General features: G+C 63.4%; 28 protein-coding genes and 1 other RNA gene. 16 read left to right on the forward strand and 13 right to left on the reverse strand.

Annotated features, from left to right (window positions below; translation table 11 throughout):
* Window positions 1-5 precede the first annotated feature (5 nt).
* The 3 genes from NR193_RS12640 to NR193_RS12650 all read right to left on the reverse strand — a co-directional run bounded on the left by NR193_RS12640 (window position 6) and on the right by NR193_RS12650 (window position 1,758).
* Entirely contained in the window at window positions 6-887 is an 882-nt protein-coding gene (locus tag NR193_RS12640) for a sigma-70 family RNA polymerase sigma factor (RefSeq protein WP_256751161.1), read from the reverse strand.
* A 35-nt stretch (window positions 888-922) separates the two neighbouring features.
* A complete protein-coding gene (locus NR193_RS12645) occupies window positions 923-1,228 on the reverse strand; it encodes a hypothetical protein (RefSeq protein ID WP_256751162.1) in 306 nt (101 codons plus the stop codon).
* Window positions 1,229-1,326: 98 nt separating this feature from the next.
* Window positions 1,327-1,758 (reverse strand): MarR family winged helix-turn-helix transcriptional regulator, encoded by a 432-nt coding sequence (locus tag NR193_RS12650; RefSeq protein WP_256751163.1) that lies wholly within the window; start codon window positions 1,756-1,758, stop codon window positions 1,327-1,329.
* A 152-nt stretch (window positions 1,759-1,910) separates the two neighbouring features.
* Between NR193_RS12650 and NR193_RS12655 the strand changes: the two genes are divergently transcribed.
* Complete coding sequence (locus tag NR193_RS12655; protein ID WP_256751164.1) at window positions 1,911-3,713, forward strand: chloride channel protein; 1,803 nt, start codon at window positions 1,911-1,913, stop codon at window positions 3,711-3,713.
* 97 nt (window positions 3,714-3,810) lie between these two features.
* Here NR193_RS12655 and NR193_RS12660 read toward each other — a convergent pair whose 3' ends face one another.
* The 4 genes from NR193_RS12660 to NR193_RS12675 form a co-directional block, all read right to left on the reverse strand.
* Window positions 3,811-4,041: a ribbon-helix-helix domain-containing protein gene (locus tag NR193_RS12660; RefSeq protein WP_256751165.1), complete on the reverse strand. Its 231-nt coding sequence runs from the start codon at window positions 4,039-4,041 to the stop codon at window positions 3,811-3,813.
* Entirely contained in the window at window positions 4,038-4,235 is a 198-nt protein-coding gene (locus NR193_RS12665; RefSeq protein ID WP_256751166.1) for a DUF4169 family protein, read from the reverse strand. Before NR193_RS12665 ends, NR193_RS12660 begins: the two co-directional genes overlap by 4 nt.
* Before the next feature lie 17 nt (window positions 4,236-4,252).
* Window positions 4,253-4,792 (reverse strand): SspB family protein, encoded by a 540-nt coding sequence (locus tag NR193_RS12670; RefSeq protein WP_256751167.1) that lies wholly within the window; start codon window positions 4,790-4,792, stop codon window positions 4,253-4,255.
* A gap of 119 nt (window positions 4,793-4,911) precedes the next feature.
* Window positions 4,912-5,601 (reverse strand): TetR/AcrR family transcriptional regulator, encoded by a 690-nt coding sequence (locus NR193_RS12675; protein ID WP_256751168.1) that lies wholly within the window; start codon window positions 5,599-5,601, stop codon window positions 4,912-4,914.
* 189 nt (window positions 5,602-5,790) lie between these two features.
* On the opposite strand from NR193_RS12675, the gene NR193_RS12680 reads away from it, so the two are divergent.
* Entirely contained in the window at window positions 5,791-6,996 is a 1,206-nt protein-coding gene (locus NR193_RS12680) for a multidrug effflux MFS transporter (protein WP_256751169.1), read from the forward strand.
* 46 nt (window positions 6,997-7,042) lie between these two features.
* On the opposite strand, the gene NR193_RS12685 is transcribed toward NR193_RS12680, so the two are convergent.
* Together NR193_RS12685 and ssrA are read right to left on the reverse strand one after the other, a co-directional pair.
* Window positions 7,043-7,600 carry an AAA family ATPase gene (locus tag NR193_RS12685; RefSeq protein ID WP_256751170.1) on the reverse strand — a complete coding sequence of 186 codons (558 nt, stop codon included), beginning with the start codon at window positions 7,598-7,600 and terminating at the stop codon, window positions 7,043-7,045.
* Window positions 7,601-7,713: 113 nt separating this feature from the next.
* Window positions 7,714-8,073, reverse strand: a transfer-messenger RNA (tmRNA) gene (gene ssrA, locus NR193_RS12690).
* A 170-nt stretch (window positions 8,074-8,243) separates the two neighbouring features.
* Between ssrA and NR193_RS12695 the strand changes: the two genes are divergently transcribed.
* Together NR193_RS12695 and NR193_RS12700 are read left to right on the forward strand one after the other, a co-directional pair.
* Window positions 8,244-8,555: a DUF2853 family protein gene (locus NR193_RS12695; protein ID WP_256751171.1), complete on the forward strand. Its 312-nt coding sequence runs from the start codon at window positions 8,244-8,246 to the stop codon at window positions 8,553-8,555.
* A 158-nt stretch (window positions 8,556-8,713) separates the two neighbouring features.
* A complete protein-coding gene (locus NR193_RS12700) occupies window positions 8,714-9,508 on the forward strand; it encodes a thymidylate synthase (protein ID WP_256751172.1) in 795 nt (264 codons plus the stop codon).
* Window positions 9,509-9,547: 39 nt separating this feature from the next.
* On the opposite strand, the gene NR193_RS12705 is transcribed toward NR193_RS12700, so the two are convergent.
* Window positions 9,548-9,754 carry a molybdopterin-binding protein gene (locus tag NR193_RS12705; RefSeq protein ID WP_256751173.1) on the reverse strand — a complete coding sequence of 69 codons (207 nt, stop codon included), beginning with the start codon at window positions 9,752-9,754 and terminating at the stop codon, window positions 9,548-9,550.
* A gap of 169 nt (window positions 9,755-9,923) precedes the next feature.
* Here NR193_RS12705 and modA point away from each other — a divergent pair, with 169 nt between their 5' ends.
* From modA to NR193_RS12725, 4 genes are all read left to right on the forward strand, one after another.
* Entirely contained in the window at window positions 9,924-10,721 is a 798-nt protein-coding gene (gene modA / locus NR193_RS12710; RefSeq protein ID WP_256751174.1) for a molybdate ABC transporter substrate-binding protein, read from the forward strand.
* Between the two features lie 26 nt (window positions 10,722-10,747).
* Entirely contained in the window at window positions 10,748-11,452 is a 705-nt protein-coding gene (gene modB / locus NR193_RS12715) for a molybdate ABC transporter permease subunit (RefSeq protein WP_256751175.1), read from the forward strand.
* Window positions 11,449-12,561 (forward strand): molybdenum ABC transporter ATP-binding protein, encoded by a 1,113-nt coding sequence (gene modC / locus NR193_RS12720; protein WP_256751176.1) that lies wholly within the window; start codon window positions 11,449-11,451, stop codon window positions 12,559-12,561. Before modB ends, modC begins: the two co-directional genes overlap by 4 nt.
* A gap of 81 nt (window positions 12,562-12,642) precedes the next feature.
* Window positions 12,643-12,984 carry a winged helix-turn-helix domain-containing protein gene (locus tag NR193_RS12725; RefSeq protein ID WP_256751177.1) on the forward strand — a complete coding sequence of 114 codons (342 nt, stop codon included), beginning with the start codon at window positions 12,643-12,645 and terminating at the stop codon, window positions 12,982-12,984.
* Window positions 12,985-13,158: 174 nt separating this feature from the next.
* Here the strand turns inward: NR193_RS12725 and cobF are convergent, their stop codons facing one another.
* Window positions 13,159-13,935, reverse strand: a complete 777-nt coding sequence (gene cobF / locus NR193_RS12730; RefSeq protein WP_256751178.1) for a precorrin-6A synthase (deacetylating) — start codon at window positions 13,933-13,935, stop codon at window positions 13,159-13,161.
* Between the two features lie 142 nt (window positions 13,936-14,077).
* On the opposite strand from cobF, the gene NR193_RS12735 reads away from it, so the two are divergent.
* The 6 genes from NR193_RS12735 to NR193_RS12760 all read left to right on the forward strand — a co-directional run bounded on the left by NR193_RS12735 (window position 14,078) and on the right by NR193_RS12760 (window position 19,751).
* Window positions 14,078-15,091, forward strand: a complete 1,014-nt coding sequence (locus NR193_RS12735; protein WP_256751179.1) for a DUF4424 domain-containing protein — start codon at window positions 14,078-14,080, stop codon at window positions 15,089-15,091.
* On the forward strand, window positions 15,091-15,609 hold the full coding sequence (locus tag NR193_RS12740) for a dihydrofolate reductase (RefSeq protein ID WP_256751180.1): 519 nt from the start codon (window positions 15,091-15,093) through the stop codon (window positions 15,607-15,609). Before NR193_RS12735 ends, NR193_RS12740 begins: the two co-directional genes overlap by 1 nt.
* Window positions 15,610-15,760: 151 nt before the next feature.
* Window positions 15,761-16,873 (forward strand): FtsH protease activity modulator HflK, encoded by a 1,113-nt coding sequence (hflK, locus tag NR193_RS12745; protein WP_256751181.1) that lies wholly within the window; start codon window positions 15,761-15,763, stop codon window positions 16,871-16,873.
* Window positions 16,873-17,826 carry a protease modulator HflC gene (gene hflC / locus NR193_RS12750; protein ID WP_256751182.1) on the forward strand — a complete coding sequence of 318 codons (954 nt, stop codon included), beginning with the start codon at window positions 16,873-16,875 and terminating at the stop codon, window positions 17,824-17,826. The genes hflK and hflC overlap by 1 nt, the downstream gene beginning before the upstream one ends.
* A gap of 6 nt (window positions 17,827-17,832) precedes the next feature.
* On the forward strand, window positions 17,833-18,021 hold the full coding sequence (locus NR193_RS12755) for a DUF2065 domain-containing protein (protein WP_256751183.1): 189 nt from the start codon (window positions 17,833-17,835) through the stop codon (window positions 18,019-18,021).
* A 212-nt stretch (window positions 18,022-18,233) separates the two neighbouring features.
* Window positions 18,234-19,751 carry a DegQ family serine endoprotease gene (locus NR193_RS12760; protein ID WP_256751184.1) on the forward strand — a complete coding sequence of 506 codons (1,518 nt, stop codon included), beginning with the start codon at window positions 18,234-18,236 and terminating at the stop codon, window positions 19,749-19,751.
* A gap of 46 nt (window positions 19,752-19,797) precedes the next feature.
* Here NR193_RS12760 and NR193_RS12765 read toward each other — a convergent pair whose 3' ends face one another.
* Window positions 19,798-20,376, reverse strand: a complete 579-nt coding sequence (locus NR193_RS12765) for a GNAT family N-acetyltransferase (RefSeq protein WP_256751185.1) — start codon at window positions 20,374-20,376, stop codon at window positions 19,798-19,800.
* Window positions 20,373-21,260 (reverse strand): phosphoserine phosphatase SerB, encoded by an 888-nt coding sequence (gene serB / locus NR193_RS12770; protein ID WP_256751186.1) that lies wholly within the window; start codon window positions 21,258-21,260, stop codon window positions 20,373-20,375. Before serB ends, NR193_RS12765 begins: the two co-directional genes overlap by 4 nt.
* Here serB and miaA point away from each other — a divergent pair.
* Entirely contained in the window at window positions 21,259-22,242 is a 984-nt protein-coding gene (gene miaA / locus NR193_RS12775; protein WP_256751187.1) for a tRNA (adenosine(37)-N6)-dimethylallyltransferase MiaA, read from the forward strand. The two genes, serB and miaA, sit on opposite strands and share 2 nt — an antisense overlap.
* A gap of 105 nt (window positions 22,243-22,347) precedes the next feature.
* A complete protein-coding gene (locus NR193_RS12780; protein WP_256751188.1) occupies window positions 22,348-23,139 on the forward strand; it encodes a GGDEF domain-containing protein in 792 nt (263 codons plus the stop codon).
* The last annotated feature ends 93 nt before the right edge of the window (window positions 23,140-23,232 follow it).

Below are 23,232 nucleotides of genomic sequence, written 5' to 3' on the forward strand. Positions count from 1 at the left end.
ACGCTTCAGAGGATGGACATTTCGGCGCCGTCCGCGACGTAGCGGGCGTGTCGAAAATCGCGGATGGTCAAGAGCTTGCCGGCCTGCCATCCCAGCAGTACGAAATAGGATGGCCGCGCCGCCGGATCGTCGCGATCGCGGACAAGGACCGCCGGCCTGTCCTCGACAAAACCCGGCACGAAACGCCAATCCTGGACCCTGGAATAATTGTGGAAGTAGGTGCCGACCTCCTTGCGCCCGGCGAGCCGCGTCCGGGCCACCAGTTCCAGTCGCACTTCATCCGCTAGCATGTCGCGCACCGCGTCGAAGTCGCGGGCGTTGAAGCGATCGACATAGGCGTCGAGCAGCAGACGTTCAGCCGCACTGAGCCTGGGAGGAGGGCGGTCGTCGGGTTCATCGGCGAGCTGGCGCAGCCGGCCGCGGCCTCGGTGCAGCGCCGCCTTGATGGCGGGAATGCTGGTGTCGAGCACAGTGCCGATCTCCTGCAGCGAATAGCCCAGAACGTCCATCATGATGACGCTGCTTCGCTGCGCGACGGGAAGGCGCATGAAGGTATGCAGGCCGGCGGCCGCGGCCTGACGGTCGACGGTGGGGTTTACCGGATCGACGATCATGTCCAGGTCCTCATCGGAAAAGGCCTTTTCACGGGCGCGACGACGCAGGAAATCGAGCGCCGCATTGTGCGCGATGCGGAACAGCCAGCCTTCCGGGTTGGCGATCGGGCCGGCGTCGGGCAAAGCCTCGACCGCCTTGGCCAGCGCCTCCTGCAACACGTCCTCGCCATCGACGACCGAGCCCGTCATGCGGGCGCAGTAGCGGTGCAATTTGGGGCGCATTTCGCCGAACAGACGATCAAAAGGCTCGCGGATTTCGCCAGGGATGTTCATGCGCCTGCCGTTTCGTGACGTCGTTCTACCCGCGACTACTCGTCCAGCATCCGATAATGGCCCACCACGGTCATCTCCTCGCGATGCGGACGTTCGCTGCAGCGATCCCTGATGCCGTTCTGAAAGGCCTCGAATGCCGCCAGCCCGGTGATGATGTCGGCATGGGCCTCGGTTTCCGTCTCGACCAGGTGCACAAAAGTGCCGTCGTCGGATCGCCAAGTCATATAGCGAACGCCGTCCGGCGATTTGTCCCGCAGCTCCTGGAAGACGGCCTTGACCAGCCGCTCGTTCTCGTCGGCCCGCTCCGGCTTCGTCTTGTAGCGTATCAGGTGGCGTTTCATCTCAGTTGTTCCTTTGGGTGTCCTGCGCCTTGGAGGCTGCTCATCTTCGAGACGTTATCGTGAGGCCAAAGGATTCGGGCACCGGGAAATAATTCGTGTCACTCGTGGACGAGCAGGCGCTTCAGCATGGGTTCGATGCGTGAAAGCTCGTCGAGATGCGCGGCCGACAATTCGGCCAGGCAATCGTCGGCGCGCTCGGTCAGCCGCAGCAGCACACGGCGATGGTCGTCCTTGTCCTGATCCCGCGCGACCAGTCCTGCCTCGCCGAGACGGTTGACCAGCTCGACGGCGCTGTGATGGCGGATGCGCAGGCGCTCCGCCAGATCGCCAATCGCCACCGGTCCGCCGCCCGGGAAACCCTTGATCGCCAGCAGCGCCTGATGCTGGCGCGGCGTCAGGCCGGCATCTTCCGCCTGCAACTGGCTGAATTCGAGGAAACGGCGGATCAGGTAGCGAAACTCGGACAGCCGCTGGTAGTCGGACTGCCTGATGGCGGGGCGTGGTTTGTGCGGCTGCGTCATACCTGACATTTGTTCGTTTTCCGCGAAAGCTCAAACGGATTTCGAGCGAAACCTGCTTGAATATTTATATCGTGTTACGATACATAGCCACCGACAACCCGGCTGGCCGCTTCCGCCGTGCCGCAGATCCGAGATCCGGCCGCCGCCAGAAAGCCACCCCCATGAAGACCCATCATTCCAATCCCGGTCATCTCAGGGATTTCACCACGGACGCCAGGGTGTTGTTCATCGCGGCAATAGCCGTCGTGGTCGCCACGGCGGGGCTGTTTGCCGGCATCGCGCTTTTGAAGCTGATCCGTCTGGCCACCAACATTGCTTATTTCGGCCAGTTTTCGCTCGCCGATCTGAAGCTGCGGGACACACCGCTCGGGCTTGCCGCCGTCATCGTCCCGGTGATCGGCGCGCTGATCATCGGCCTGATGGCGCGCTTCGGCAGCGAGAAAATACGCGGCCACGGCATTCCCGAGGCCATCGAGGCGATCCTGCTCGGGCGTTCCAAGCTCGACGCCAAGGTTGCGATCCTGAAGCCGCTGTCGTCGGCGATCTCGATCGGCTCCGGCGGCCCATTCGGCGCCGAGGGCCCGATCATCATGACCGGCGGGGCGATCGGCTCGCTGATTGCGCAGATGCTGCCGGTCAGCGACAATGAACGCAAGACGCTTCTGGTGGCGGGTGCGGCGGCGGGCATGACCACCGTGTTCGGGACACCGATCGCCGCCATCATGCTGGCGGTCGAACTGCTGCTCTTCGAATGGACGCCGCGCAGCTTCATCCCCGTGGCGGTGGCGGCGATCATTGCCGAGGTGGAGCGCACCATGCTGCATCTGCCTGGCCCGATCTTTCCGTTTCAGGGTGGCATGGAAGTTTCCTTTGTCGGCCTTGCCGGCTGGGTGGCGATCGGCGTTGCGGCCGGCCTGTTGTCGGGGCTGCTGACGCAGATGGTCTATGCCTGCGAGGACGGCTTCCAGAAGCTGCCCATCCACTGGATGTGGTGGCCAATGATTGGCGGTCTGGTGGTCGGCATAGGCGGGCTGATCGAACCGCAGGCGCTCGGCGTCGGCTATGACAACATCGCCGACATGCTGGATGGCCGCACGGTCGCCACCGCGGCACTCATCCTCTTGGTGGTGAAGGCCATCATCTGGTCGGTTGCGCTCGGCTCGGGAACATCCGGAGGCGTGCTGGCGCCGCTGCTGATCATGGGCGGTGCGATGGGGGCGGTGCTCGCTGGCGTTCTGCCGGCGGCGGATCCGGGCTTCTGGGCGCTGCTGGCGATGGCCGCCACGATGGGCGGCACCATGCGGGCGCCGCTGACCGCAACCTTCTTTGCCGTCGAACTGACCGGCAATACGCACATGCTGGTGCCGCTGATCGCTGCCTGTGCCGCGGCGCACGCGGTCACAGTGCTCTTGATGAAGCGTTCGATCCTGACCGAGAAGATCGCCAGAAGGGGACACCATCTGGTTCGCGAGTATCGCGTCGATCCCTTCGCTCTGACCAGGGTGCGCGAGGTGATGACCTCCGAGGTCGAGAGTGTGCCGGCGGCGATGACGCTGCATGGCGCCGCGGCATTCCTGACCGCGCCGGAAACGCGGCATCCGAGCTTTCCCGTGGTCGACGAGAACGGGCATGTGCTCGGCCTCATCGATCCGCCGGCGATCCTGCGCTGGCGACGCGCCGGCACGCACCGCACCACGACGCTTGGCGCGTTGCTGGCCGGCAGCAAGGTCACGCTGGCCTATCCGGATGAGTATCTGGAAGGTCTCTCAGACAAATTGCTGATGGCCAACGTGTCTCATCTGCCCGTCGTCACCCGTGAAGGCTTGCAACTGGTCGGCTATGTCGGCTGGAAGGATCTGATGCGCGTGCGGTCCAGGAAACAGGCCGAGGAGCGCGACCGCGCGGCCTTGCTTGGCTTCGGCACCAGACGCAGGAAAAAGCAAGAGGCGGCCGAGAGCCTCTAGAGCCTGTTCCATCCCGATGGAATCGGGATGGGGCTCTATGTCTTTGTTTGAGCATGATCTTTCCCGAAAACCGGATTCCACTTTTCGGGATGATGCTCTAGCTCCAGGAAGCGGTTCCGCGCTTCGCCCACTCCAGGACGTGGAGCCGGAGAGCCGAGGACAGGTTGGTGTCGCGGGGCCGCGTCTCGTCCACTTCGGCGACAAGAGCGGCGAGCGTCAGCTTTCTGGTCGCCGCGATCGCCACGAGATCGTCATAGAAGGGTTTTTCGAGCGAATAGCTGGTGCGGTGGCCGCGAATGGTCACCGAGCGCTTTCCCACCGCGCTCACCGTTGGCTCGGTTCGCCGGGCTTTTCCCGGCGGTGGCCGGCAACGAATTTGTCGCTCTTGTCGGCGATCAGGCGGTCGCGTTGCTTCTCTGCCTTGGAACGGCCATGCAATGCCCGGTTCTGCTCGGCGACGCGCACCTTCTCGTCCCGCGCCTTCTGCTTGCGGGCCTGGCGGAGATTGACGATGTCGGCCACAGCGCGAACCCGCGGGCCTATTTCTTGCGGAAGGCGTCGAGCGAGACCACATCGGCGCCCTTGGTGGCGGCGTCGGCGGTCGCGGGTTTCTTCTCCGACTCGGCGGTGGCCTTCTTCTCGGCTTTCGGCTTTTTCTCGGAAACGATGGTCAACGGCTCAGGCGAGGCTTGGGCGGCTGGCTCGTCGGCCGCCACGACATCGGTCTTGACGTCGAACTCGAGCTCGAAATTGACCGACGGATCGTAGAAACCGCGCACGGCCGAGAACGGGATTTCGAGTTTCTCCGGCACGTCGGAGAAGGACAGGCCGACTTCGAATCCGGTGTCGGTCACCTTGAGGTCCCAATACTGGAACTGGATGACGATGGTCATCTGCTCCGGGTAACGCTCGCGCAGCCGCGAAGACACGCGCACGCCCGGTGCGCCGGTCAGAAAGGTGATGAAGAAGTGATGGTTGCCGGGGAGGCCGGTGCGCGCGACCTCGGCCAAGACCTTGCGCATGACGCCGCGCAACGCCTCCTGGGCCAGAATGTCGTAGCGGATGTGGTCGTCGGCCATGTGGCGGTCGGGTTCCGTTGAATCGTCCGCATAGCTGTAATCAAGCTTGAGGGCGGCGTAAACCTGATATAGATCACCGTCGCGCCGAAGCGAGGACTATTGCCGACGATTTTGATCGCTCAGGCGCTGGCAAGAGCGCTTTGCTTTTCCACCGAGGCGGCAGACCGGCGCTTGCCAAAGGCGCGCAGGAAAGTGCGCACGCCATTTGTCGCGGATTGCAGCACTTCCTCCTCGCGCGGCGTGCCGCCGAGCATGAAGGTGGTCTGCAGTTCGGCATTGACGAGGCCGAGGAACTGGCGCGCCGCCACGTCTGGATCCTCGATCGCGAGGTACCCACCATAGGCGAGGCGGGCGAAGCGGGCGGCCATTGCCGGCCATGTCCGGCCAGGGCCCTGTTCGCGCCACTCGGCAAACAGTTCGGGGTAGCGTTCGCCTTCGGTCTGGATCAGCTTGCGCAGGAATTTTCCATCGCGGTTGCAGATGCAGTTCTGGTTCAGACGCACGGCAAAGCCGATGAGATCAGCCTCGAAATCCTTCGGCTGGTCGGGGAAGGTGGCGATGGTGGCGAAGATGCCGGCATTGCAGCGCTCGGTGAGGTCGCGCACCACGGCAACGAACAGTTTTTCCTTGTCGCCATGATGATTATAGATGGTCTGGCGCGAGACCCCGGCTTCGGCGGCGATCAGGTCGATGTTGGCGCCGGCGAAGCCTTCGCGGCAGAATACCCCGGCGGCGGCATCGACGATCGACAGGCGCTTGGCCTCGTGGCCGCGTGGCGGGAAAGTGTCAGGAGAAACGCTCAATCTCATGAAAAGCTATATAGAGGTGATTGACGATTTAGACAAGAGTGTCTAAATTTGTGGACACGATACAAAGAGATTTCGGCCCGGAGAGACGAATGGAATTCGCTCCTGGAGAGTCGGGAACTCACGGGATGGAACGTCCTAGGGTTAGACGTCGCCTGGCGGCGGCAACCAGATTCGAAAGAAGCCTTTATCATGAGTCCCAAATTCCTCCGCATTGCGGTCGTGCTCGGCCTGTTGTCCGCCATCGGCCCATTCGCAATCGACATGTATCTTCCCGCATTGCCATCGATCGGCGCGGATCTGCACGCCGGCACCGCTGCCGTGCAGATGAGCCTGTTGATCTTCTTCCTGTCGATGGGCTTCGGCCAGATCGTCGTCGGGCCGATCTCTGACATGGTCGGCCGCAAGCTGCCGCTCTATGGCGGTCTTGCGCTGTTCATGGCTGGCGGCATCGGTTCGGCAATGGCGCCGACCATCGAATGGCTGATCGCTTTCCGCTTCCTGCAAGGCCTTGGCGCCAGCGCCGGTATGGCCGTTCCGCGCGCCATCGTGCGTGACCTGCACACCGGCACCGAGGCCGCCAAGCTGATGTCGCTCTTGATGCTGGTGTTTTCGGTGTCGCCGATCCTGGCGCCGCTGACCGGCAGCCAGATCATCGAGAATTTCGGCTGGCGCGCCGTGTTCTGGACGGTGACGGGTGGGGCGGCACTGGCCACCATCCTTCTGGCGACCTCGCTCAGGGAGACACGGCCGGTCGAGGACCGTGTCGGTTCCTCCTTCGGCACCGCGCTGTCCGGCTACCGCTTGCTGATGGGCGACCGCAACTTCCTCGGTCTGGTGGCGATCGCCGGTTTCGGCATTGCCAGCTTCTTCGTCTACCTGTCGAGTTCATCCTTCATCCTGATCGACCATTACGGGCTGTCGCCTTCGGTCTACAGCGTGTTCTTCTCGATCAATGCGGTGGCCTTCATCGGCATGTCGCAGTTGACGGGACTGCTGGCCGAGCGGTTCGGGCTGCGGCGCGTGGTGCGCGTGGCGGTGACCGGCTACGCGACGACGATGGTGGTGCTGTTCGCGGTGATGGCGACCGGCGTCGACCGGCTCGACGTGATGGCGGCATTGCTGTTCATCGGCTACGGCTTCCTCGGTCTGGTCATTCCGACGACCTCGGTGCTGGCGATGGAAGAGCATGGCGAGATCGCCGGTACGGCTTCGGCGCTGATGGGCACGCTGCACTTTGCCATCGGCGCGGTCGCCATGGGCGTCGCCGGCGTGTTCTTCGACGGCACGCCGCTGCCGATGGTGGCGGGCATCACGCTCTGCGCGGTGATCTCGTTCACGCTGGCCAAGGTCACGCTCGGCCGTTCGCGCGAAGCCGTCGAAGCGCCGGCGGAGTAGGCAATCGCCACATGGACACCAAAAGGCCGGGCATGCCCGGCCTTTTTCATGCCTGGGCCAATCCTGCCTCGGCCAGCACGAAACGCAGCCGTGCCTCGACCGGCGCCAATGGCAGCGGGACCAATTCATATCCCAGTTCGGTGTAGACGCCGGCCAGCGCGTGGTAGGTGCGCTCGGCCTCGTCGAGTGTCTGCCTGCGCTCCTCGTCCTGTGCGAAGATGTCAGGCCAGGGTGGGGCGACGAAGACGCGAGGGTTGTAGCGGAAACGCCCGGCGGCGGAGCTGACATGCTGGGGCGCCAGCAGTCCGCTCAGCCTGAGATAACCAAGCGTGTCCGGCACGCCGCGGTCGAAAAAGACAGGCCCCGGCAGGCCGCGCGCGACCTGGTACGAGCGCATCTCCCACGACAGCATCAGTTCGGCGAACAGCGCGCGATCGCGCCAGGGCAGGGCGCTCCCGCCTATGGCGGACTGGTCGCGGATGATGCCGCGCCCGGCTTCGAGCGAGGTGGCGAAGCCCGCCTGACGCAAGGCTTCGAGCAACGTGGTCTTGCCGGAGCCGGGGCCGCCGGTCAGCACGAAGAACCGATCGGAATCGTTTTGCATCTCTTGTCCATGGAAAGGGGGCCACGCGGCGCAACGCCTTCGCTGCCCACGGGGATGCAAAGGTCTGGCAAGCGGGAGCTGCCATCGCGTGACGCATATTGGAGAGGGAGAGAAGTGGAGGTTTCTGTTGCCAGGTACCTCCGAACCCCGCCTAGAAGTGCGAACCTCTAGGGCTTGAATTGAAGCTATCGCACCGCTTACGCGGCGAGACGTGCTTCCGCATAGTTGTCATTTGCAACTACAGGTTTAGCCCGATAACGGTGGTACCATGCCGGGCAAAAGTACGATCTTTACACCTTCGTCGATCCTATTTCGCCCCCAGCAAAAACCGCTCTGTCGCGAACAGCGGCTTTTGGTGGAGGCGCCGGGTACCGCCCCCGGGTCCGAACGGCTTATTTCATCGCCCATTTATCGCCATAGTCGGTCAAGCCGACAGACCGAATATAGGGGGGCATCGCAAGAAATGAAAGGCCGCAATGGCACTTTGTCCCCGTGTCAAAACCGCTGCTCCAAAGGGTTGACTCGGGCGCGGTCTCAACCGAAGCTTTGCGGGCGGTGAGGAGTTATGACCTAGCGCACAAGTTGCAGCAGCGCGCCACAGCCCTCATCGATCGGATTCGTGGCGCCGACGAGGGGAATTTTGATGGCCGACTATCTTGCAGACGTGAAGAAATACGACGCCGCGGCAAGCGCCGACGTGGTCGACAAGATCGTGAAGCATCTGGGCATTGCGCTCAGGAACCGCGATTCCTCGCTGGTGTCCTGCACGGACCCGAAGGAACTCGAGCGCGTCAAGGCAGGCTGGGTATCGAAGAAGCTCGGCATATCAGACGACAAGAAGGCCGATGCGGCGATCGAGAAGGTCTGCAAGGCGATGGCCGCCGACAACACCAAGAACCGGGTGACCTTCTACTATCTGGTTGCAAAGGATCTGGGCAAGCTCGGCTCCCTCTGACATCGCGCGTCAACATCTGGAGGCTGGCGCGGCTAATGCGCCAACCCATGATGTTGTTGGGGACCGGCAGCCTTCGGGCTAGGCTTGCGCTGCTTTATTGTGTTGCGCAGCCTGTCCGTCGGCTATGATAGCTGGACAACCGAATCGAGCCTGAACCGATGCGCCAATATCTCGACCTCTTGCAACATGTGCTGGAAAACGGCGCCGATCGCGGCGACCGCACCGGCACCGGCACGCGCTCGGTGTTCGGCTACCAGATGCGTTTCGACCTTGGGCGCGGCTTTCCGGTCACGACCACCAAGAAGCTGCATCTCAAGTCGATCATCCATGAGCTTCTGTGGTTCCTGGCCGGCGACACCAACATCAAATATCTCACCGACCATGGCGTTTCGATCTGGGACGAATGGGCGGACGAAAATGGCGATCTCGGCCCGGTCTATGGCAGGCAGTGGCGCTCCTGGCCCGATGGCCATGGCGGCTCGATCGATCAGATCGCGGGCCTTCTCAAGGAGATACGCCGCAATCCTCAATCGCGCCGACTGATCGTTTCGGCATGGAACCCGGCCGAGGTGGAAGCCATGGCGCTGCCGCCGTGCCACTGCCTGTTCCAGTTCTACGTCTCCGAGGGCCGGCTTTCGTGCCAGCTCTACCAGCGTTCGGCCGATATCTTCCTCGGCGTGCCATTCAACATTGCCTCCTACGCTTTGCTGACACTGATGGTGGCGCAAGTGACAGGACTGAAGCCCGGTGATTTCGTCCATACGCTTGGCGACGCGCATCTCTACTCAAACCATTTCGAACAGGCGCGCGAACAGCTGCAACGCACGCCGAGGACGTTGCCGACGATGTGGATCAACCCGGCGGTGAAGGACCTGTTCGCCTTCCGCTTCGAGGACTTCCGGCTGGAAAACTACGTCGCCGACGCATCAATCAAGGCGCCGATCGCCGTCTGAACCCGCAGGGTTGGCTCACTCCTCGAAATCGGGCACCGATCAATCGATGCCCACCATCACGTCCGAGGCCTTGACCACGGCATAGGCCTGCTTGCCCTTTTCGAGCTTGAGATCGGTGACGGCCTCGTTGGTGATCGAGGCGGTGACGACGGCGCCACCGATATCGATCCTGACATGGGAGGTGGTGGCTCCCTTGACGATCTCGACGATGGTGCCTTTCAGGATGTTGCGGGCGCTGATCTTCACTGGACGGTTCCCTTTGCTTTCGCTGTATCCAACCCGGTCCATCGTAGGCCGCGACGGCATCCCGGTACAATGCAGGTGCCGGGCAAAAAGCCTTCCCTTGTTATGTTCATGCGGATATATCGGTTGACAGGCTTCGAGCCGATCGGATTTCAAACCCAGGGAGAATTTCATGCTGATGCGCAAAGGTTTCGGATTGAGGGCGATTGCGATCGGTGGTCTTGCGGCGACGCTGATGGCCGTGATGCCGGCCGCGCATGCGCAAGACAAGGTGGTCGTGTTCGCCGCGGCCAGCCTCAAGGATGCGCTCGATGCGGTGAACAAGGCATGCGAGGCCGATGTCGGCGAGGCCGCGACCGTTTCCTACGCCGCAAGCTCGGCGCTGGCCAAGCAGATCGAGGGCGGGGCACCGGCCGACGTCTTCATCTCGGCCGACCTCGACTGGATGAAATATCTCTCCGACAAGAAGCTGACCAAGCCGGACACCGAGGTGAAGCTGCTCGGCAACGAGATCGTGCTGGTGGCGCCGAAGGACTCGACAGTTGAAACCAGGATCGAGAAGGGCTTCGATCTGGCCAAGCTGATCGGCGACGGCAAGCTCGCCATGGGCGACGTCAAGGCAGTGCCGGCCGGCAAATACGGCAAGGCCGCGCTGGAATCGCTCGGCGTCTGGTCCTCGGTCGAGGGCAAGGTGGCGCAAGCCGAGAATGTGCGCGCGGCGCTGAAGCTGGTTTCGACAGGCGAAGCCCCATTCGGCATCGTCTATGCCACCGACGCGCATGCCGACAAGGGCGTCAAGGTGGTCGGCACCTTCCCGGAGGATTCGCATCCGCCGATCATCTATCCGGTTGCCCAGATCGCCGATTCGAAGGACAAGGATACGCTGGCCTTCCTGAAATGCCTGCAGTCGGCCAAGGCCGTTGCGCTGTTCAAGGATCAGGGTTTCACCGTGCTCACGCCAAGCAACTGAGTTCGAGAAGGGCCTGATACCGCAATATGAACTGGCTGCTGGACCTCACTCCCGACGAATGGAATGCGGTCCGGCTGTCCATCAAGGTGGCGACGGTGGCAATGCTTTTCAGCCTGCCGCCGGGCATCCTGATCGCGCTGCTGCTTGCCCGAGCAAAATTCTGGGGCAAGACGCTGCTCAATGGACTGGTGCATCTGCCACTGATCCTCCCGCCGGTGGTCACCGGCTATCTGCTGCTGCTCACTTTCGGCAAACGTGGCCCGGCCGGCGCCTTCCTGGCCGAGCATTTCGGCATCGTCTTCTCGTTTCGCTGGACAGGTGCTGCTCTCGCTTGCGGCGTCATGGGTTTTCCCCTGATGGTGCGGGCAATCCGGCTGTCGATCGAAGCGGTGGACCGCAGGATGGAGGCGGCGGCCGGAACGCTGGGCGCCAACCCGCTGTGGGTGTTCGCCACCATCACGCTGCCACTGATCATGCCCGGCCTGATCGCCGGCGCCATCCTGTCCTTCGCCAAGGCGATGGGCGAGTTCGGCGCGACGATCACCTTCGTTTCCAACATCCCCAACGAGACACAGACTTTGCCGTCGGCGATCTACACCTTCACGCAGGTGCCGGGGGGCGATGAAGGCGCGCTGCGGCTGACGCTGATCTCCATTGTCATCTCGATGGCCGCGCTAGTCGCCTCGGAAGTGCTGGCGCGGCGTGTCGGCCGGCGAATGGACATGGAATGACGGTCCTCGTCGACATCAGGCATAGCCTCGGCGACTTCAGCCTCGACGTTCGCTTCGAGAGCGCAGGGCGGCTGACGGCGCTGTTCGGACCCTCGGGATCGGGCAAGACGACGCTGATCAACATGATCGCCGGGCTGATCCGGCCCAGCAAGGGCCGCATCGAGGTCGATGGCCGCGTGCTCGTAGACACCGGCGCGGGCATTTTCGTGCCGAAGCACAAGCGCCGCATCGGCATGGTGTTCCAGGATGCGCGCCTGTTTCCGCATATGAGCGTGGCCGGCAATCTGCGTTACGGTCGCTGGTTCACGCCGGCTGCGGAGCGCTATGCGGACATGGACGCCGTGGTCGAATTGCTCGGCATCGGCCCGCTGCTGGACAGGCGACCGGCAAAGCTCTCGGGCGGCGAAAGGCAGCGCGTGGCCATCGGCCGGGCGCTGCTTGCCAGTCCTCGGCTGCTGCTGATGGACGAGCCGCTGGCCTCGCTGGACGAGGCGCGCAAGGCCGAGATCCTGCCCTATATCGAGCGGCTGCGCGACGAGACGAAGATCCCGATCGTCTATGTCAGCCATTCGGTCGCCGAGGTGGCGCGGCTGGCGAGCGACGTGGTGATGCTGGCGCAAGGCAATGTCATCGCCAGCGGACCGACGGAGGCGGTGATGCAAAGGCTCGACCTGTTGCCGGCGGAAGAGCGCGGCGAGGGCGGCGCCGTGCTGGACACCAGGGTGCTGCGTCACGACGAGACTTTCGGCATGACCGTGCTTGGATCGGCCGCCGGTGAGATCCGGGTGCCGCGGCTGGCGGCGCCGGCGGGAGCGCCGATCCGCATTCGCATCCGCGCCCGGGACGTAATGATCGCCACCGAACAGCCGGCGGGCCTCAGCGCGCTCAACATCCTGCCCGGCACCATTGTTGCGATCAGCCCAGGCGAGGGGCCGGCGGTCGAGGTCGGCATCGACTGCAACGGCGCGACCGTGCTGGCCCGCATCACCGAACAATCACGGCATGCACTGAAGCTGCGGCTCGGGGGGCATGTCTTCGCCGTGATCAAGACGGTGAGCTTCGACCGGGCGAATACCGGCGCCGGCCTGCCCGCCGAGGCGGATGGATGATCATCGCTATGTCTTTTTGGAATAGCGGTATTGCCGTGGAGCTTCTAGTATGGGATCGGGCGTGACCGCGGAGGAGCAAGAATGCCGTCGCTGAGCTTGCGGATAAATCTCGATCCCGACGGGCGCATCGGACCGGGCAAGATCGAGTTGCTGGAGCAGATCGCCGCCTTCGGCTCGATCTCGGCAGCCGCGCGCGGCATGGAGATGTCCTACAAGCACGCCTGGGACCTGGTCGAGGACATGAACCGGGTGTTCGGCAAGCCGCTGGTCGCGGCGCAGACCGGCGGCCGCAAGGGTGGCGGCGCGCAACTGACGGCGGTCGGCCTGGCGGTGGTCAGCCGTTTCAGGGCCATAGAACGGGCCGCGGCATCGGCGGCTGCGACGCATATGGAGGCATTGCAGGCCGAAATCGACGCCGGGTAAGAGGCCTGTGCAACTCCACTGCGCCCGATGCCTGACGCGATTTCCGCGCTTCCGGTGCTCGCGGACCTGAATGTCCGCTCCACTCGTCGCCATGGGCGAACCCGAAATTCACGCCATTCACCGCGTCAGGGCGAGTTTCGAGCCGAGCCCGGCGATGCCGCAAACAGAAAGGGACTAACTGTCTTCCGGCTCGCCGGGCTTGCGCAGCAGATAGGTGTCCATGATCCAGCCGTTGGTTCGACGGGCTTCCTCGCGAACCTTTGCGATCTCGGCGCCGACATCGCCCACGCGGCCGGAGACGATGATCTCATCCGGCGTTCCGAGATAGGCGCCCCAATGGATGACGACATCCTTGTCATCCAGCGTGTTGAAGGCGCATTTGCCATCCAGCATGACGACTGTGCTGCCGGCATTTCCAGCCAAGCCCTTCTCGGCAAGCCTGCGGCCGGTGGTGATCAAGATGGAATCGCCGATGCGGTTCAGCGCCATTTTGTGGCTGGCGGCAAGCGCCTGGACAGCGGTGATGCCGGGTATCACTTCAAGCTCGAAGGCGACATTGCCGCGCTGGCGTACGCGCTCGAGGATACGCAGCGCGCTATCGTAAAGCGAAGGATCGCCCCAGATCAGGAAGGCGCCGCAGCCGTCCTCCGCAATCTCGTCGCGGATCAGGCTCTCATATATGGCGGCGATCGCGTCGTGCCAGTCGTCGACCGTCGAGCGGTAGGAGGGCGCCGGCTCGGCGCGCACCGGCACGTCGAATTCGACGCGGCGTGATTTCGGGTTGGTGACGAAGCGGTCGCAGATCTGGCGTCGCAGTTCGGCAAGATCGTTCTTCTTCTCGCCCTTGTCGGGGATGAACAGCACGTCGGCACGGTTCAGGCCTGATATGGCCTGCACGGTCATGTGGTCGGGATTGCCGGCGCCGATGCCGATGACGAGAAGCTTGCGCATGCGCGGACTCCTGCCCGATCGGAACGTCGCTGTCCAGACAAGCGTGGCATGTGGGCAAGCGTCGAGGCGCGTGTTGAAGGGCTTTGAAACGCCACATTGAAACCGCTAGGGTCATGCCGATATTGTCGCCGAGGGGGCTTCCATGTTCCGACACGTCCTGATTGCCGCGCTGACGCTGTGCGCCGCACCGGCGCTTGCCAATGATTCGATCGCTGAGCTCGGCACTGGCGGCCTGATCCTGTCGCGCAGCGATGCCGTGGCGATGCAAAGCGAGGATCTCACCATCTCGCCGGAAAAGGTGACGGTCGACTACGTCTTCCACAACAACACCGACAAGGATGTCGACGCGATCGTCGCCTTCCCGATGCCCGACATTTCGGGCGATCCCGAAGAGATACCGGCGATCCCTGAAAATCAGAGCGACAATTTCCTCGGCTTCGAGGTGACGATCGACGGTGTCGCGGCAAAGCCGCAGCTCGAGCAGAAGGTGTTTGCGCTCGGCATCGACATCGGTGCCGACCTCAAGGCGCAGAATGTGCCGTTCAACCCGTTCGGCGACGCGGCCAAGGCGGCACTGGCGAAGCTGCCGCAGGCGGTGGCCGACGACTGGGTCAACCGCGGCATCATCATCGAGGACACCGCCGATGACGGCAGCGGCATGAAATCCACCTATGTGCCGTTCTGGCAATTGCGCTCGACCTATTGGTGGCGCTCGACCTTTCCGGCCAATAAGGACGTTCACGTTTCCCACCGCTACAAGCCCAGCGTCGGCGGCACTTCATCGGTCAGCTTCTTCTATGACGGCCAGTTCCAGGGGCAGTATGCCGCCTACAAGACCCGCTACTGCATGGACGGCACGTTCGAGAATGCGGTGCTCAAGGCGGCCAAGGACAATCCCGACGGCTATCCGAAATATTATGAAAGCCGGATCGCCTATATCCTGACCACCGGTGGCAACTGGGCGGCGGGCAGCATCGGCAAGTTCAAGCTGACCGTCGACAAAGGCAATCCGAAGGCCCTGGTTTCGTTCTGCGGCGACAATGTCAAGAAGGTCGGGCCGACGACCTTCGAGATGAGCGCGGACGATTTCTATCCCGAGCACGACATCGACATCCTGATCCTCGATCCGTCGGACAATGGCGGGGACGCGAACTGATGCACGTCGCGATCTACGTCGCCATCGCCGAGAACGGCGTCATCGGGCGGGACGGCGGGCTGCCCTGGCGCTTGTCCACCGACCTCAAGCGGTTCAAGGCCGACACCATGGGCAAGCCCATCATCATGGGCCGCAAGACCTATGAAGGCATTGGCCGGCCGCTGCCGGGCAGGCTGAACATCGTCGTCACCCGCGACAAGGCCTGGCGCGCCGAGGGCATGGAAGTCGCCCATACGCTCGAAGCCGCGATCCAGCTGGCGACGGTGCGCGGACGCTGCATGGTTGGCGTGGACGAGGTCTGTGTCGTCGGCGGCGGCGAAATTTACGCCCAGGCGCTGCCGCTGGCCGACCGGCTGCATGTGACCCACGTGCTGGCTACGGTCGACGGCGATGCGCATTTCCCGCCGATCGATCCGAATTCCTGGCGCGTCGTCAGTTCACAGGAGGTTCCGGCCGGGGAGAAGGACAGCCACGCCACGCGCTATTCGGTTTACGAGCGACGCCGCGACGTGCATTGAAGGAAGACAAAGGGTCGCGACCGGACCAAATCGGACGAAGTCGGCAACGCATCGCGTTGAAAGCGCCTCGTGGCGTCCCTATAGAAGAACAACACTGGATTTTTGCGCCGTAATACCGGCGCTCGAGGGAATTCCAAGCGAAAGGACATTCATGCCCTGGAACGACAAGAGCGGCGGCGGCGGCCCATGGGGCGGCGGCGGCAACAATCAGGGACCCTGGGGGCAGGGACCAAAGGGACCGAGCGGTCCGCAGGGCTCGCCTCCCGATCTCGAAGATATCATCCGCCGCGGCCAGGATCGGCTGCGGCGCGCCCTGCCGGGCGGCGGCGGCGCCAGCCCGGCCGTGTTCGGGTTGATCGCGGCAGCCCTTGTCGTGCTGTGGGCGTTCCAGGCGGTTTATACGGTGCAACCAGACGAGGTCGCGGTTGAACTGCGCTTCGGCAAGCCGAAGGCCGAGCTGTCGCAGCCCGGCCTGCACTTCCATTGGTGGCCGCTCGAAACCGTCGAGACGGCCAAGATTTCCGAGCAGCTCGTCGACATTGGCGGCGGCAACACCAGCGGCAACGGCCTGATGCTTTCGGGCGACCAGAACATCGTCAACGTCCAGTTCTCGGTGGCCTATCAGGTCTCCGACCCCAGGGCCTATCTGTTCGACGTGTCCGATCCCGACGGCATGCTGCGGCAGGTTGCCGAAAGCGCCATGCGTGAAGCCGTCGGCCGCAGGCCGGCGCAGGACATCTTCCGCGATGACCGCCAGGGCATCGCGGCCTCGGTTCGCGAAATCATCCAGACGACGCTGGACGGCTACAAGGCCGGCCTCAACGTCAACGCCGTCTCGATCGAGGACGCGGCACCGCCGCGTGAGGTGGCCGATGCGTTCGACGAGGTGCAGCGTGCCGAGCAGGACGAGGACAAGTTCGTCGAGCAGGCCAACCAGTATTCCAACCAGAAGCTCGGCCAGGCACGCGGCGAGGCCGCTCAGGTCCGCGAAGACGCGGCCGCCTACAAGAACCGTGTGGTGCAGGAAGCCGAAGGTGAAGCCCAGCGCTTCATCTCCGTCTATGACGAATACGCCAAGGCGCCGGATGTGACCCGCAAGCGCCTCTATCTTGAAACCATGGAGAAGGTTCTGAAGGACTCGAGCAAGGTCATCGTCGAACAGGGCAATGGGCAAGGGGTCGTCCCCTATCTGCCGCTTCCGGCATTGCAGGCGAAACCACCGGCACCGGCCGCGCCTGCCGCGAACACGGGAGGTACCCAGTGATGGCCAACCGTCTTCCCATCTTCGTCGTCATCGCGGCGGTCATCCTGTTCCTGATCTATTCCTCGGTCTTCGTGGTCAATGCGCGCCAGCAGGCGCTGGTGTTGAGGTTCGGCGAGATCGTCGACGTCAAGAGCGAGCCCGGCATCTATTTCAAGGCGCCGTTCTCGTTCTTCGACGCCGATACGGTGCAGCTGATCGAGAACAGGGTGCTGCGCTTCGACCTCGACAACATCCGCGTCCAGGTGTCGGGCGGCAAGTTCTATGAGGTCGACGCCTTCATCGCCTATCGCATCTCGGATCCGCGCGTCTTCCGCGCCGCCGTGTCCGGCCAGATCGAACTGGCCGAAGCCCGGCTGAGGACACGTCTCGACGCTGCCTTGCGCCGCGTCTACGGTCTGCGCGATTTTGAGGCCGCGCTCTCCGAACAACGTGCCGTGATGATGCGCGAAGTCCGCGATCAGCTCAGGCCAGACGCCACGTCGCTCGGCCTGCAGATCGAGGATGTCCGTATCCGTCGCACGGATCTTACGGCGGAGGTCTCGCAGCAGACCTACGACCGCATGAAGGCGGAACGCCTGGCCGAAGCCGCTCGGCTGCGGGCACGCGGCAACGAAGCGGCACAACGCATCACGGCCCGCGCCGATCGTGAAGTGGTCGAGATCGTTGCCGAAGCGCAGAAGGAGTCCGAGATCCTGCGCGGCGAGGGCGAAGCCCAGCGCAGCGCCACCTTCGCCGACGCTTACAAACGCGACCCGGCCTTCTTCGACTTCTACCGGTCGATGAATGCCTATGGCACGGCGCTGGACAACACCGGGACGACGATGGTGCTGTCGCCGAATTCGGAGTTCTTCCGCTTCTTCCGCGATCCCGACGGCAAGGAGGGGCCGGCGAAGCCGGCTTCGCCGCCGACGGCACCTGCCGCGCCGGCGGCACAGCCCAGCACCGCCCAGTAACGGCCGGTGCAGGATTTTTTCGCCGCCATGGGCCTCGTCCTCGTGATAGAAGGTCTGGTCTATGGCGGCTTTCCCGGCCTTGCCAGGAAGTTAGCCACCGAAGTGCTATCGATGCCCGAGAACGCGTTGCGGATCGCGGGGCTGGCAGCGATAGCCATTGGGGTCGGCATCGTCTGGCTGGTGCGAGGCGGATGAAGGCGGCCGGCTTCGGTTTTGGGATACGAGAGTCGATCCCTGGGATACGAGCTTCGATCCTGGGGATACGAGCTTCGATCCCGGGATAACGGATGATTTATCCTCTGCCGATGGTCATAGCCGCAAACGTGCCGTATTTTTTGCCAACATGGCGCGACGCGACGTTTTCGTCGAAGCGCGTTTCTCTTTCAGAAATACCGGGAGGCTTCTCGATGACATCCAATACCCTTTTGCGCGTGGCTCGGCGGACGTTGATCGCCGGCGCCGCAGCGCTTCTTGTCGGCGCCGTCGCTGTCCCATCCTTCGTGACGCCGACAATTGCCGCTGACGGGCCTGCTTCGGTCGCCGATCTGGCGGAAGGCCTGCTCGGCGCGGTGGTCAACATCTCGACCTCGCAGACGGTCAAGGGCACGGAAGGTCCGGGCGCGGTGCCGATGCCGCAGTTGCCAGAGGGCTCGCCCTTCCAGGATTTCTTCGACGATTTCTTCAAGAACCGTGGTGGCGACAAGGACAATGGCGCGCAGAAAGTGCAGTCGCTGGGATCCGGCTTCGTCATCGACGCCGAGCAAGGCATCGTCGTCACCAACAACCACGTCATCGCCGACGCCGACGACATCGAAGTCAATTTCTCGGACGGCGTGACGCTGAAGGCGACGCTTGTCGGCACCGACACCAAGACCGACGTTGCCGTGCTCAAGGTCGATCCGAAGGGTCACAAGCTGACGGCGGTGAAGTTCGGCGATTCCACCAAGATGCGCGTCGGCGACTGGGTGATGGCGATCGGCAATCCATTCGGCCTCGGCGGGACGGTGACGGTCGGCATCGTCTCGGCCCGCAACCGCGACATCAATTCCGGCCCCTATGACGATTTCATCCAGACCGATGCCGCGATCAACCGCGGCAATTCCGGTGGTCCGCTGTTCAACAGCTCAGGCGAGGTCATCGGCATCAACACGGCGATCATTTCACCGTCCGGCGGCTCCATCGGCATCGGCTTCTCCATCCCCTCGCAGCTCGCCTCGGGCGTCGTCGACCAGTTGCGCCAGTTCGGCGAGACGCGGCGCGGCTGGCTCGGCGTGCGCATCCAGCCAGTGACGGACGACATCGCCGAGAGCCTCGGCATGGCGACTGCCAAGGGCGCGCTGGTCGCCGGCGTCATCAAGGGCGGTCCTGTCGACAATGGCACCATCCAGGCTGGCGACGTCATCCTCAAATTCGACGGCAAGGACATCCATGAAATGCGCGACCTGCCGCGTGTCGTCGCCGAAAGCCCGGTCGGCAAGGCGGTCGATGTGCTGATCGTGCGCAAGGGTGTCGAACAGACGGTGAAGGTGACGCTCGGCCGGCTCGAGGATGGCGAGAAGCTAGCCAGCGGCGAGGAGGGTGGCAACACCGACCAGGACAAGGGTGACAAGGCTCCGGCCGTTTCGACCGCTTCGGTGCTCGGCATGACCGTCGGCGAACTCAACGACGAGACACGCAAGAAGTTCAGCATCGCCGCCGATGTTTCCGGCGTCGTCATCACCGACGTCACCAAGGACTCGGCCGCCGCCGAACGCGGCATTCAGCCCGGCGAGGTGATCACCGAGATCGCGCAGGAATCGGTCGCCACGCCCAAGGACGTCATGGACCGGATCGGCGCGCTGAAGGAGCAAGGGCGCAAGAACGCGCTTTTGATGCTGGCGTCCAAGACCGGCGAGTTGAGGTTCGTGACGATCCGTATGGATTGAAGTCCGGAAAATCCGGCAACACTCCGATCTGAAAGAAAGAGAGCGGCTAGCGAGCCGCCCTTTTCTGTTTCTGTTGCTCCCAGTCGGCGCGCCAGAGCCTGTAGAAGACGTGCCGCTTGAGCGCGGCGTGGCTGTCGGGAATGTCGGGGTGATCGAAGTCGGCTGATGGGTCGGCGGTCATGCCGAGGCGTTCCATGACGGCAGTGGAGCGCCGGTTGTTCTCGACGGCAAAGGAGACGATCTCGCCAAGGCCGAGTGTTTCAAAGCCGAAGGCCAGCCAGGCTTCCGAGGCTTCGGTGACATAGCCCTTGCCCCAGAATTCGGGTGCCAGCCGCCAGCCGATCTCGACGGTGCCGGCCGGCAGGAACGGCAGATGGTCGGTTCGCGTGATGCCGACAAAGCCGATGCATTGGCCGGTGGCGGCGATCTCGGCCGCCGCAAAGCCGAAGCCGTCGCGGTCGATCACGCCTCGCAACTCGTGCATCTTGGCATCCGCCTGGACGCGGTCGCGGCGGAACGGGAAGAACTCCATGACCCGTTCGTCGGAATTGATCCGGTGGAACAGCTCGCGGTCTCGATCCTCCCAGTTGCGCAGGATCAGGCGCTCGGTACGCATTGGTTTCATTGCGCAAACTCTTCCTGCCTGTAGCCCTGCAAATAGAGCAACGCGGTCAGGTCGCCATGGTCGATGCGAACCTTTGCCTGCGCCGCCACGGTCGGCTTGGCGTGAAGCGCGACACCCGTCCCGGCCAGGCGGATCATGTCGAGATCATTGGCGCCGTCGCCAACCGCGATGGCGTCGGCGGGCGTCAGGCCGAGGCGCGCTGAAATTTCGATCAACGCGTCGGCCTTGGCGGCGCGGCCGAGGATTGGTTCGCCGACCAGCCCGGTGAAGCGGCCGTCCTGCTCGAGCAGGCGGTTGGCGCGGTGCTCCTGGAAGCCTAGCATGGCCGCGATGCGTGTGGTGAAAACCTCGAACCCGCCGGACACCAGCGCCGTGCAGGCGCCATTGGCCCGCATGGTCTGGACCAAGGCGCGGCCACCGGAGGCCAAAGTCAGGCGATTGGCGACGATGCGGTCAACCACGGCGGCGTCGAGACCTTTCAGCAGCGCCACCCGCTCGCGCAAGGCCGGCTCGAAAGCGATCTCGCCGTTCATCGAACGCGCCGTGATAGTGGCAACGCGATCCTTGACGCCGATCTCGTCGGCCAGTTCGTCGATGCATTCCTGGTCGATCATGGTTGAATCCATGTCGGCGATGAGGATCTTCTTGCGGCGCGTTTCAACCTGCTGGACGATCACGTCGAGCGGTTCGCCGGCAAGGCCGGCGCGCAAGGCCGCTGTCGCATCGGCGGCGTCAGCTTGGCTCGGCAGGACAAGATCGCAGGCAATCCCTTCGGCCAGCCAGACAACAGCGCTTGCGCCGACCGACCGTGACGCCATATTCGCAAGCGACAGCGACAGAGCGCGGTCGGCGGGACGGGAAACAAGCGTGGCGACGAGCGGCATGGAACATTCCGACGGACAAGCGGGCGAGGGCCGCGTGAAGAACGCGATCCTGATAGCCGGGCCGACCGCGAGCGGCAAGTCGGCCTTCGCACTCGATCTGGCCGAGCGCAAGGACGGCGTTATCGTCAACACCGATTCCATGCAGGGCTATTCAGTACTCGACGTGCTGACGGCCCGGCCAGGGGCAGCCGATCTGGCCCGCGTCCCGCATTTCCTCTACGGGCACGTCCACCCGGCCACCGCCTATTCCACCGGCGCCTGGCTGCGCGACGTGATGAAGCTGATCGACGACGGCACGCTCTCTGCGCGGCCTGACGGCACGCTCTCCGCGCGGCCTGTGATTTTCGTCGGCGGCACCGGGCTCTACTTTCGCGCGCTTGCCGAGGGCATTTCGGAAATACCCGACATTCCACCGCGGATCCGCGACCGCTGGCGCTACGAATTGAAGGAGCAGGGCGCCGTCAAGCTGCACAGCCTGCTCATGCGCGAGGATTCCGCTGCCGCCATGACGCTGAGGCCGACCGACAGCCAACGTATCGTGCGGGCGCTGGAGGTACTCGACGCGTCGGGCCGCTCGATCCTGGAATGGCAGGCGCAACGCGGCTGGCCGCTCATCGACAGGGAGAGCGCGCGTTTCTTCGTGATCGAGCCGGACCGGGCAGCTTTGGTCCGCCGCATCGAAGCGCGCTTCGACAGCATGCTGGACATGGGCGCGCTGGATGAGGTCAAGCGACTTGTGGCGCTCAACCTCAATCCAGACTTGCCGGCGATGAAGGCGATCGGCGTTCGCGAACTACAGGCGGCGATGGCGGGAAAGATCGGCTTTCCCGAGGCGATCGAGCTCGCCAAGATCGCGACCCGGCAATATGCCAAGCGGCAAGCGACCTGGTTCAGGAATCAACTGGGGCCGGAATGGCAAAGATTACGTCCTGGTGATGATCTGGAAACCACGATCCGACAGCTTGTCTCCACTACAACCTGAAAAGTTGACCTGCAACGAAAGGTTCCCGTTGCGGTTGTCCAAATTAACCCTCCGTAAGGCCCGCCATGCCATAAGGTCAGTGGGCATTTTTCCAACGGGGAGCAGATGCGTTTCCACAAGGCGGAATCAGCATTTTTCGTCTTTATTTTCGTGATCCTGGCCGCCGGTCTGGTGACGCTGCACGCCTATGGGCTTTTGCAAGCCTTCGCCACCGATCTGCACACGGCTTCCGGCCAAGAGAAGATCATCTACCTCAACAAGCTCTTGTTCGCGACGGGCGTGCTTCTGGCCACGGCGTTGTTTTTCGGCATCTTCTTCATCTATCCGCTGATCCGAAAACAGGCGACGGAAGAAGGCAAGCTGCGCGCCATGACGGTTTCGCTCAGCGCCCGTTCGGAAACGCTCGAGCACGCCGCCCTGACCGATGGTCTGACCGGCATGCAGAACCGGCGCTATTTCGACGATGCGCTGAAGGAATATCTCGAGGAGTTCAGGCGCATCGAAAAGCCCGTCGGGCTAATGATCCTCGACCTCGACCATTTCAAGCAGGTCAACGACACTCATGGCCATGATGTCGGCGACGAGGTGCTCAAGGCCGTCGCCAATTGCCTCAAGGACATGACGCGCTATCACGACGTGGTGGCGCGGTTGGGCGGCGAGGAGTTCGCCGTGGTCACACCCAATATGGACGCGGCACTTCTGGGCAAGTTTGCCGAGCGCATCCGCAAGGCGATCGCCAACATGTCGGTGCTCTCGGGCAATGTCCGTCTCAAGATCACCACCAGCGTCGGGCTTGCCGTCTGGGACCGCAAGGAGACAGCGGAGGAGTTTTACCGCCGCGCCGACCGCCAGCTCTATGAGGCGAAGAGGCAAGGCCGCAACCGCGTCTGCGCCTAAAATCCCGAAGAAGAATTCATCAGGCCGGTTGCCTGACGCGGCTTTCTCGACTTCCGGTGCTCACGGACTGAATGTCCGCTCCGCTCCGGCTTC

Origin of the sequence: Mesorhizobium sp. Mes31 (genome assembly GCF_024519675.1) — a bacterium.
In the GTDB taxonomy this organism is placed as follows: Bacteria; Pseudomonadota; Alphaproteobacteria; order Rhizobiales; family Rhizobiaceae; genus Mesorhizobium.

What these genes read in the sequence shown, in the direction of transcription:
- NR193_RS12640 (WP_256751161.1), bottom strand. Translation starts at nt 887, where the DNA reads ATGAACATCCCTGGCGAAATCCGCGAGCCTTTTGATCGTCTGTTCGGC.
- NR193_RS12645 (WP_256751162.1), bottom strand. Translation starts at nt 1,228, where the DNA reads ATGAAACGCCACCTGATACGCTACAAGACGAAGCCGGAGCGGGCCGAC.
- NR193_RS12650 (WP_256751163.1), bottom strand. Translation starts at nt 1,758, where the DNA reads ATGTCAGGTATGACGCAGCCGCACAAACCACGCCCCGCCATCAGGCAG.
- NR193_RS12655 (WP_256751164.1), top strand. Translation starts at nt 1,911, where the DNA reads ATGAAGACCCATCATTCCAATCCCGGTCATCTCAGGGATTTCACCACG.
- NR193_RS12670 (WP_256751167.1), bottom strand. Translation starts at nt 4,792, where the DNA reads ATGGCCGACGACCACATCCGCTACGACATTCTGGCCCAGGAGGCGTTG.
- NR193_RS12675 (WP_256751168.1), bottom strand. Translation starts at nt 5,601, where the DNA reads ATGAGATTGAGCGTTTCTCCTGACACTTTCCCGCCACGCGGCCACGAG.
- NR193_RS12680 (WP_256751169.1), top strand. Translation starts at nt 5,791, where the DNA reads ATGAGTCCCAAATTCCTCCGCATTGCGGTCGTGCTCGGCCTGTTGTCC.
- NR193_RS12685 (WP_256751170.1), bottom strand. Translation starts at nt 7,600, where the DNA reads ATGCAAAACGATTCCGATCGGTTCTTCGTGCTGACCGGCGGCCCCGGC.
- NR193_RS12695 (WP_256751171.1), top strand. Translation starts at nt 8,244, where the DNA reads ATGGCCGACTATCTTGCAGACGTGAAGAAATACGACGCCGCGGCAAGC.
- NR193_RS12700 (WP_256751172.1), top strand. Translation starts at nt 8,714, where the DNA reads ATGCGCCAATATCTCGACCTCTTGCAACATGTGCTGGAAAACGGCGCC.
- modA (WP_256751174.1), top strand. Translation starts at nt 9,924, where the DNA reads ATGCTGATGCGCAAAGGTTTCGGATTGAGGGCGATTGCGATCGGTGGT.
- modB (WP_256751175.1), top strand. Translation starts at nt 10,748, where the DNA reads ATGAACTGGCTGCTGGACCTCACTCCCGACGAATGGAATGCGGTCCGG.
- modC (WP_256751176.1), top strand. Translation starts at nt 11,449, where the DNA reads ATGACGGTCCTCGTCGACATCAGGCATAGCCTCGGCGACTTCAGCCTC.
- NR193_RS12725 (WP_256751177.1), top strand. Translation starts at nt 12,643, where the DNA reads ATGCCGTCGCTGAGCTTGCGGATAAATCTCGATCCCGACGGGCGCATC.
- cobF (WP_256751178.1), bottom strand. Translation starts at nt 13,935, where the DNA reads ATGCGCAAGCTTCTCGTCATCGGCATCGGCGCCGGCAATCCCGACCAC.
- NR193_RS12735 (WP_256751179.1), top strand. Translation starts at nt 14,078, where the DNA reads ATGTTCCGACACGTCCTGATTGCCGCGCTGACGCTGTGCGCCGCACCG.
- NR193_RS12740 (WP_256751180.1), top strand. Translation starts at nt 15,091, where the DNA reads ATGCACGTCGCGATCTACGTCGCCATCGCCGAGAACGGCGTCATCGGG.
- hflK (WP_256751181.1), top strand. Translation starts at nt 15,761, where the DNA reads ATGCCCTGGAACGACAAGAGCGGCGGCGGCGGCCCATGGGGCGGCGGC.
- hflC (WP_256751182.1), top strand. Translation starts at nt 16,873, where the DNA reads ATGGCCAACCGTCTTCCCATCTTCGTCGTCATCGCGGCGGTCATCCTG.
- NR193_RS12760 (WP_256751184.1), top strand. Translation starts at nt 18,234, where the DNA reads ATGACATCCAATACCCTTTTGCGCGTGGCTCGGCGGACGTTGATCGCC.
- NR193_RS12765 (WP_256751185.1), bottom strand. Translation starts at nt 20,376, where the DNA reads ATGAAACCAATGCGTACCGAGCGCCTGATCCTGCGCAACTGGGAGGAT.
- miaA (WP_256751187.1), top strand. Translation starts at nt 21,259, where the DNA reads ATGGAACATTCCGACGGACAAGCGGGCGAGGGCCGCGTGAAGAACGCG.
- serB (WP_256751186.1), bottom strand. Translation starts at nt 21,260, where the DNA reads ATGCCGCTCGTCGCCACGCTTGTTTCCCGTCCCGCCGACCGCGCTCTG.
- NR193_RS12780 (WP_256751188.1), top strand. Translation starts at nt 22,348, where the DNA reads ATGCGTTTCCACAAGGCGGAATCAGCATTTTTCGTCTTTATTTTCGTG.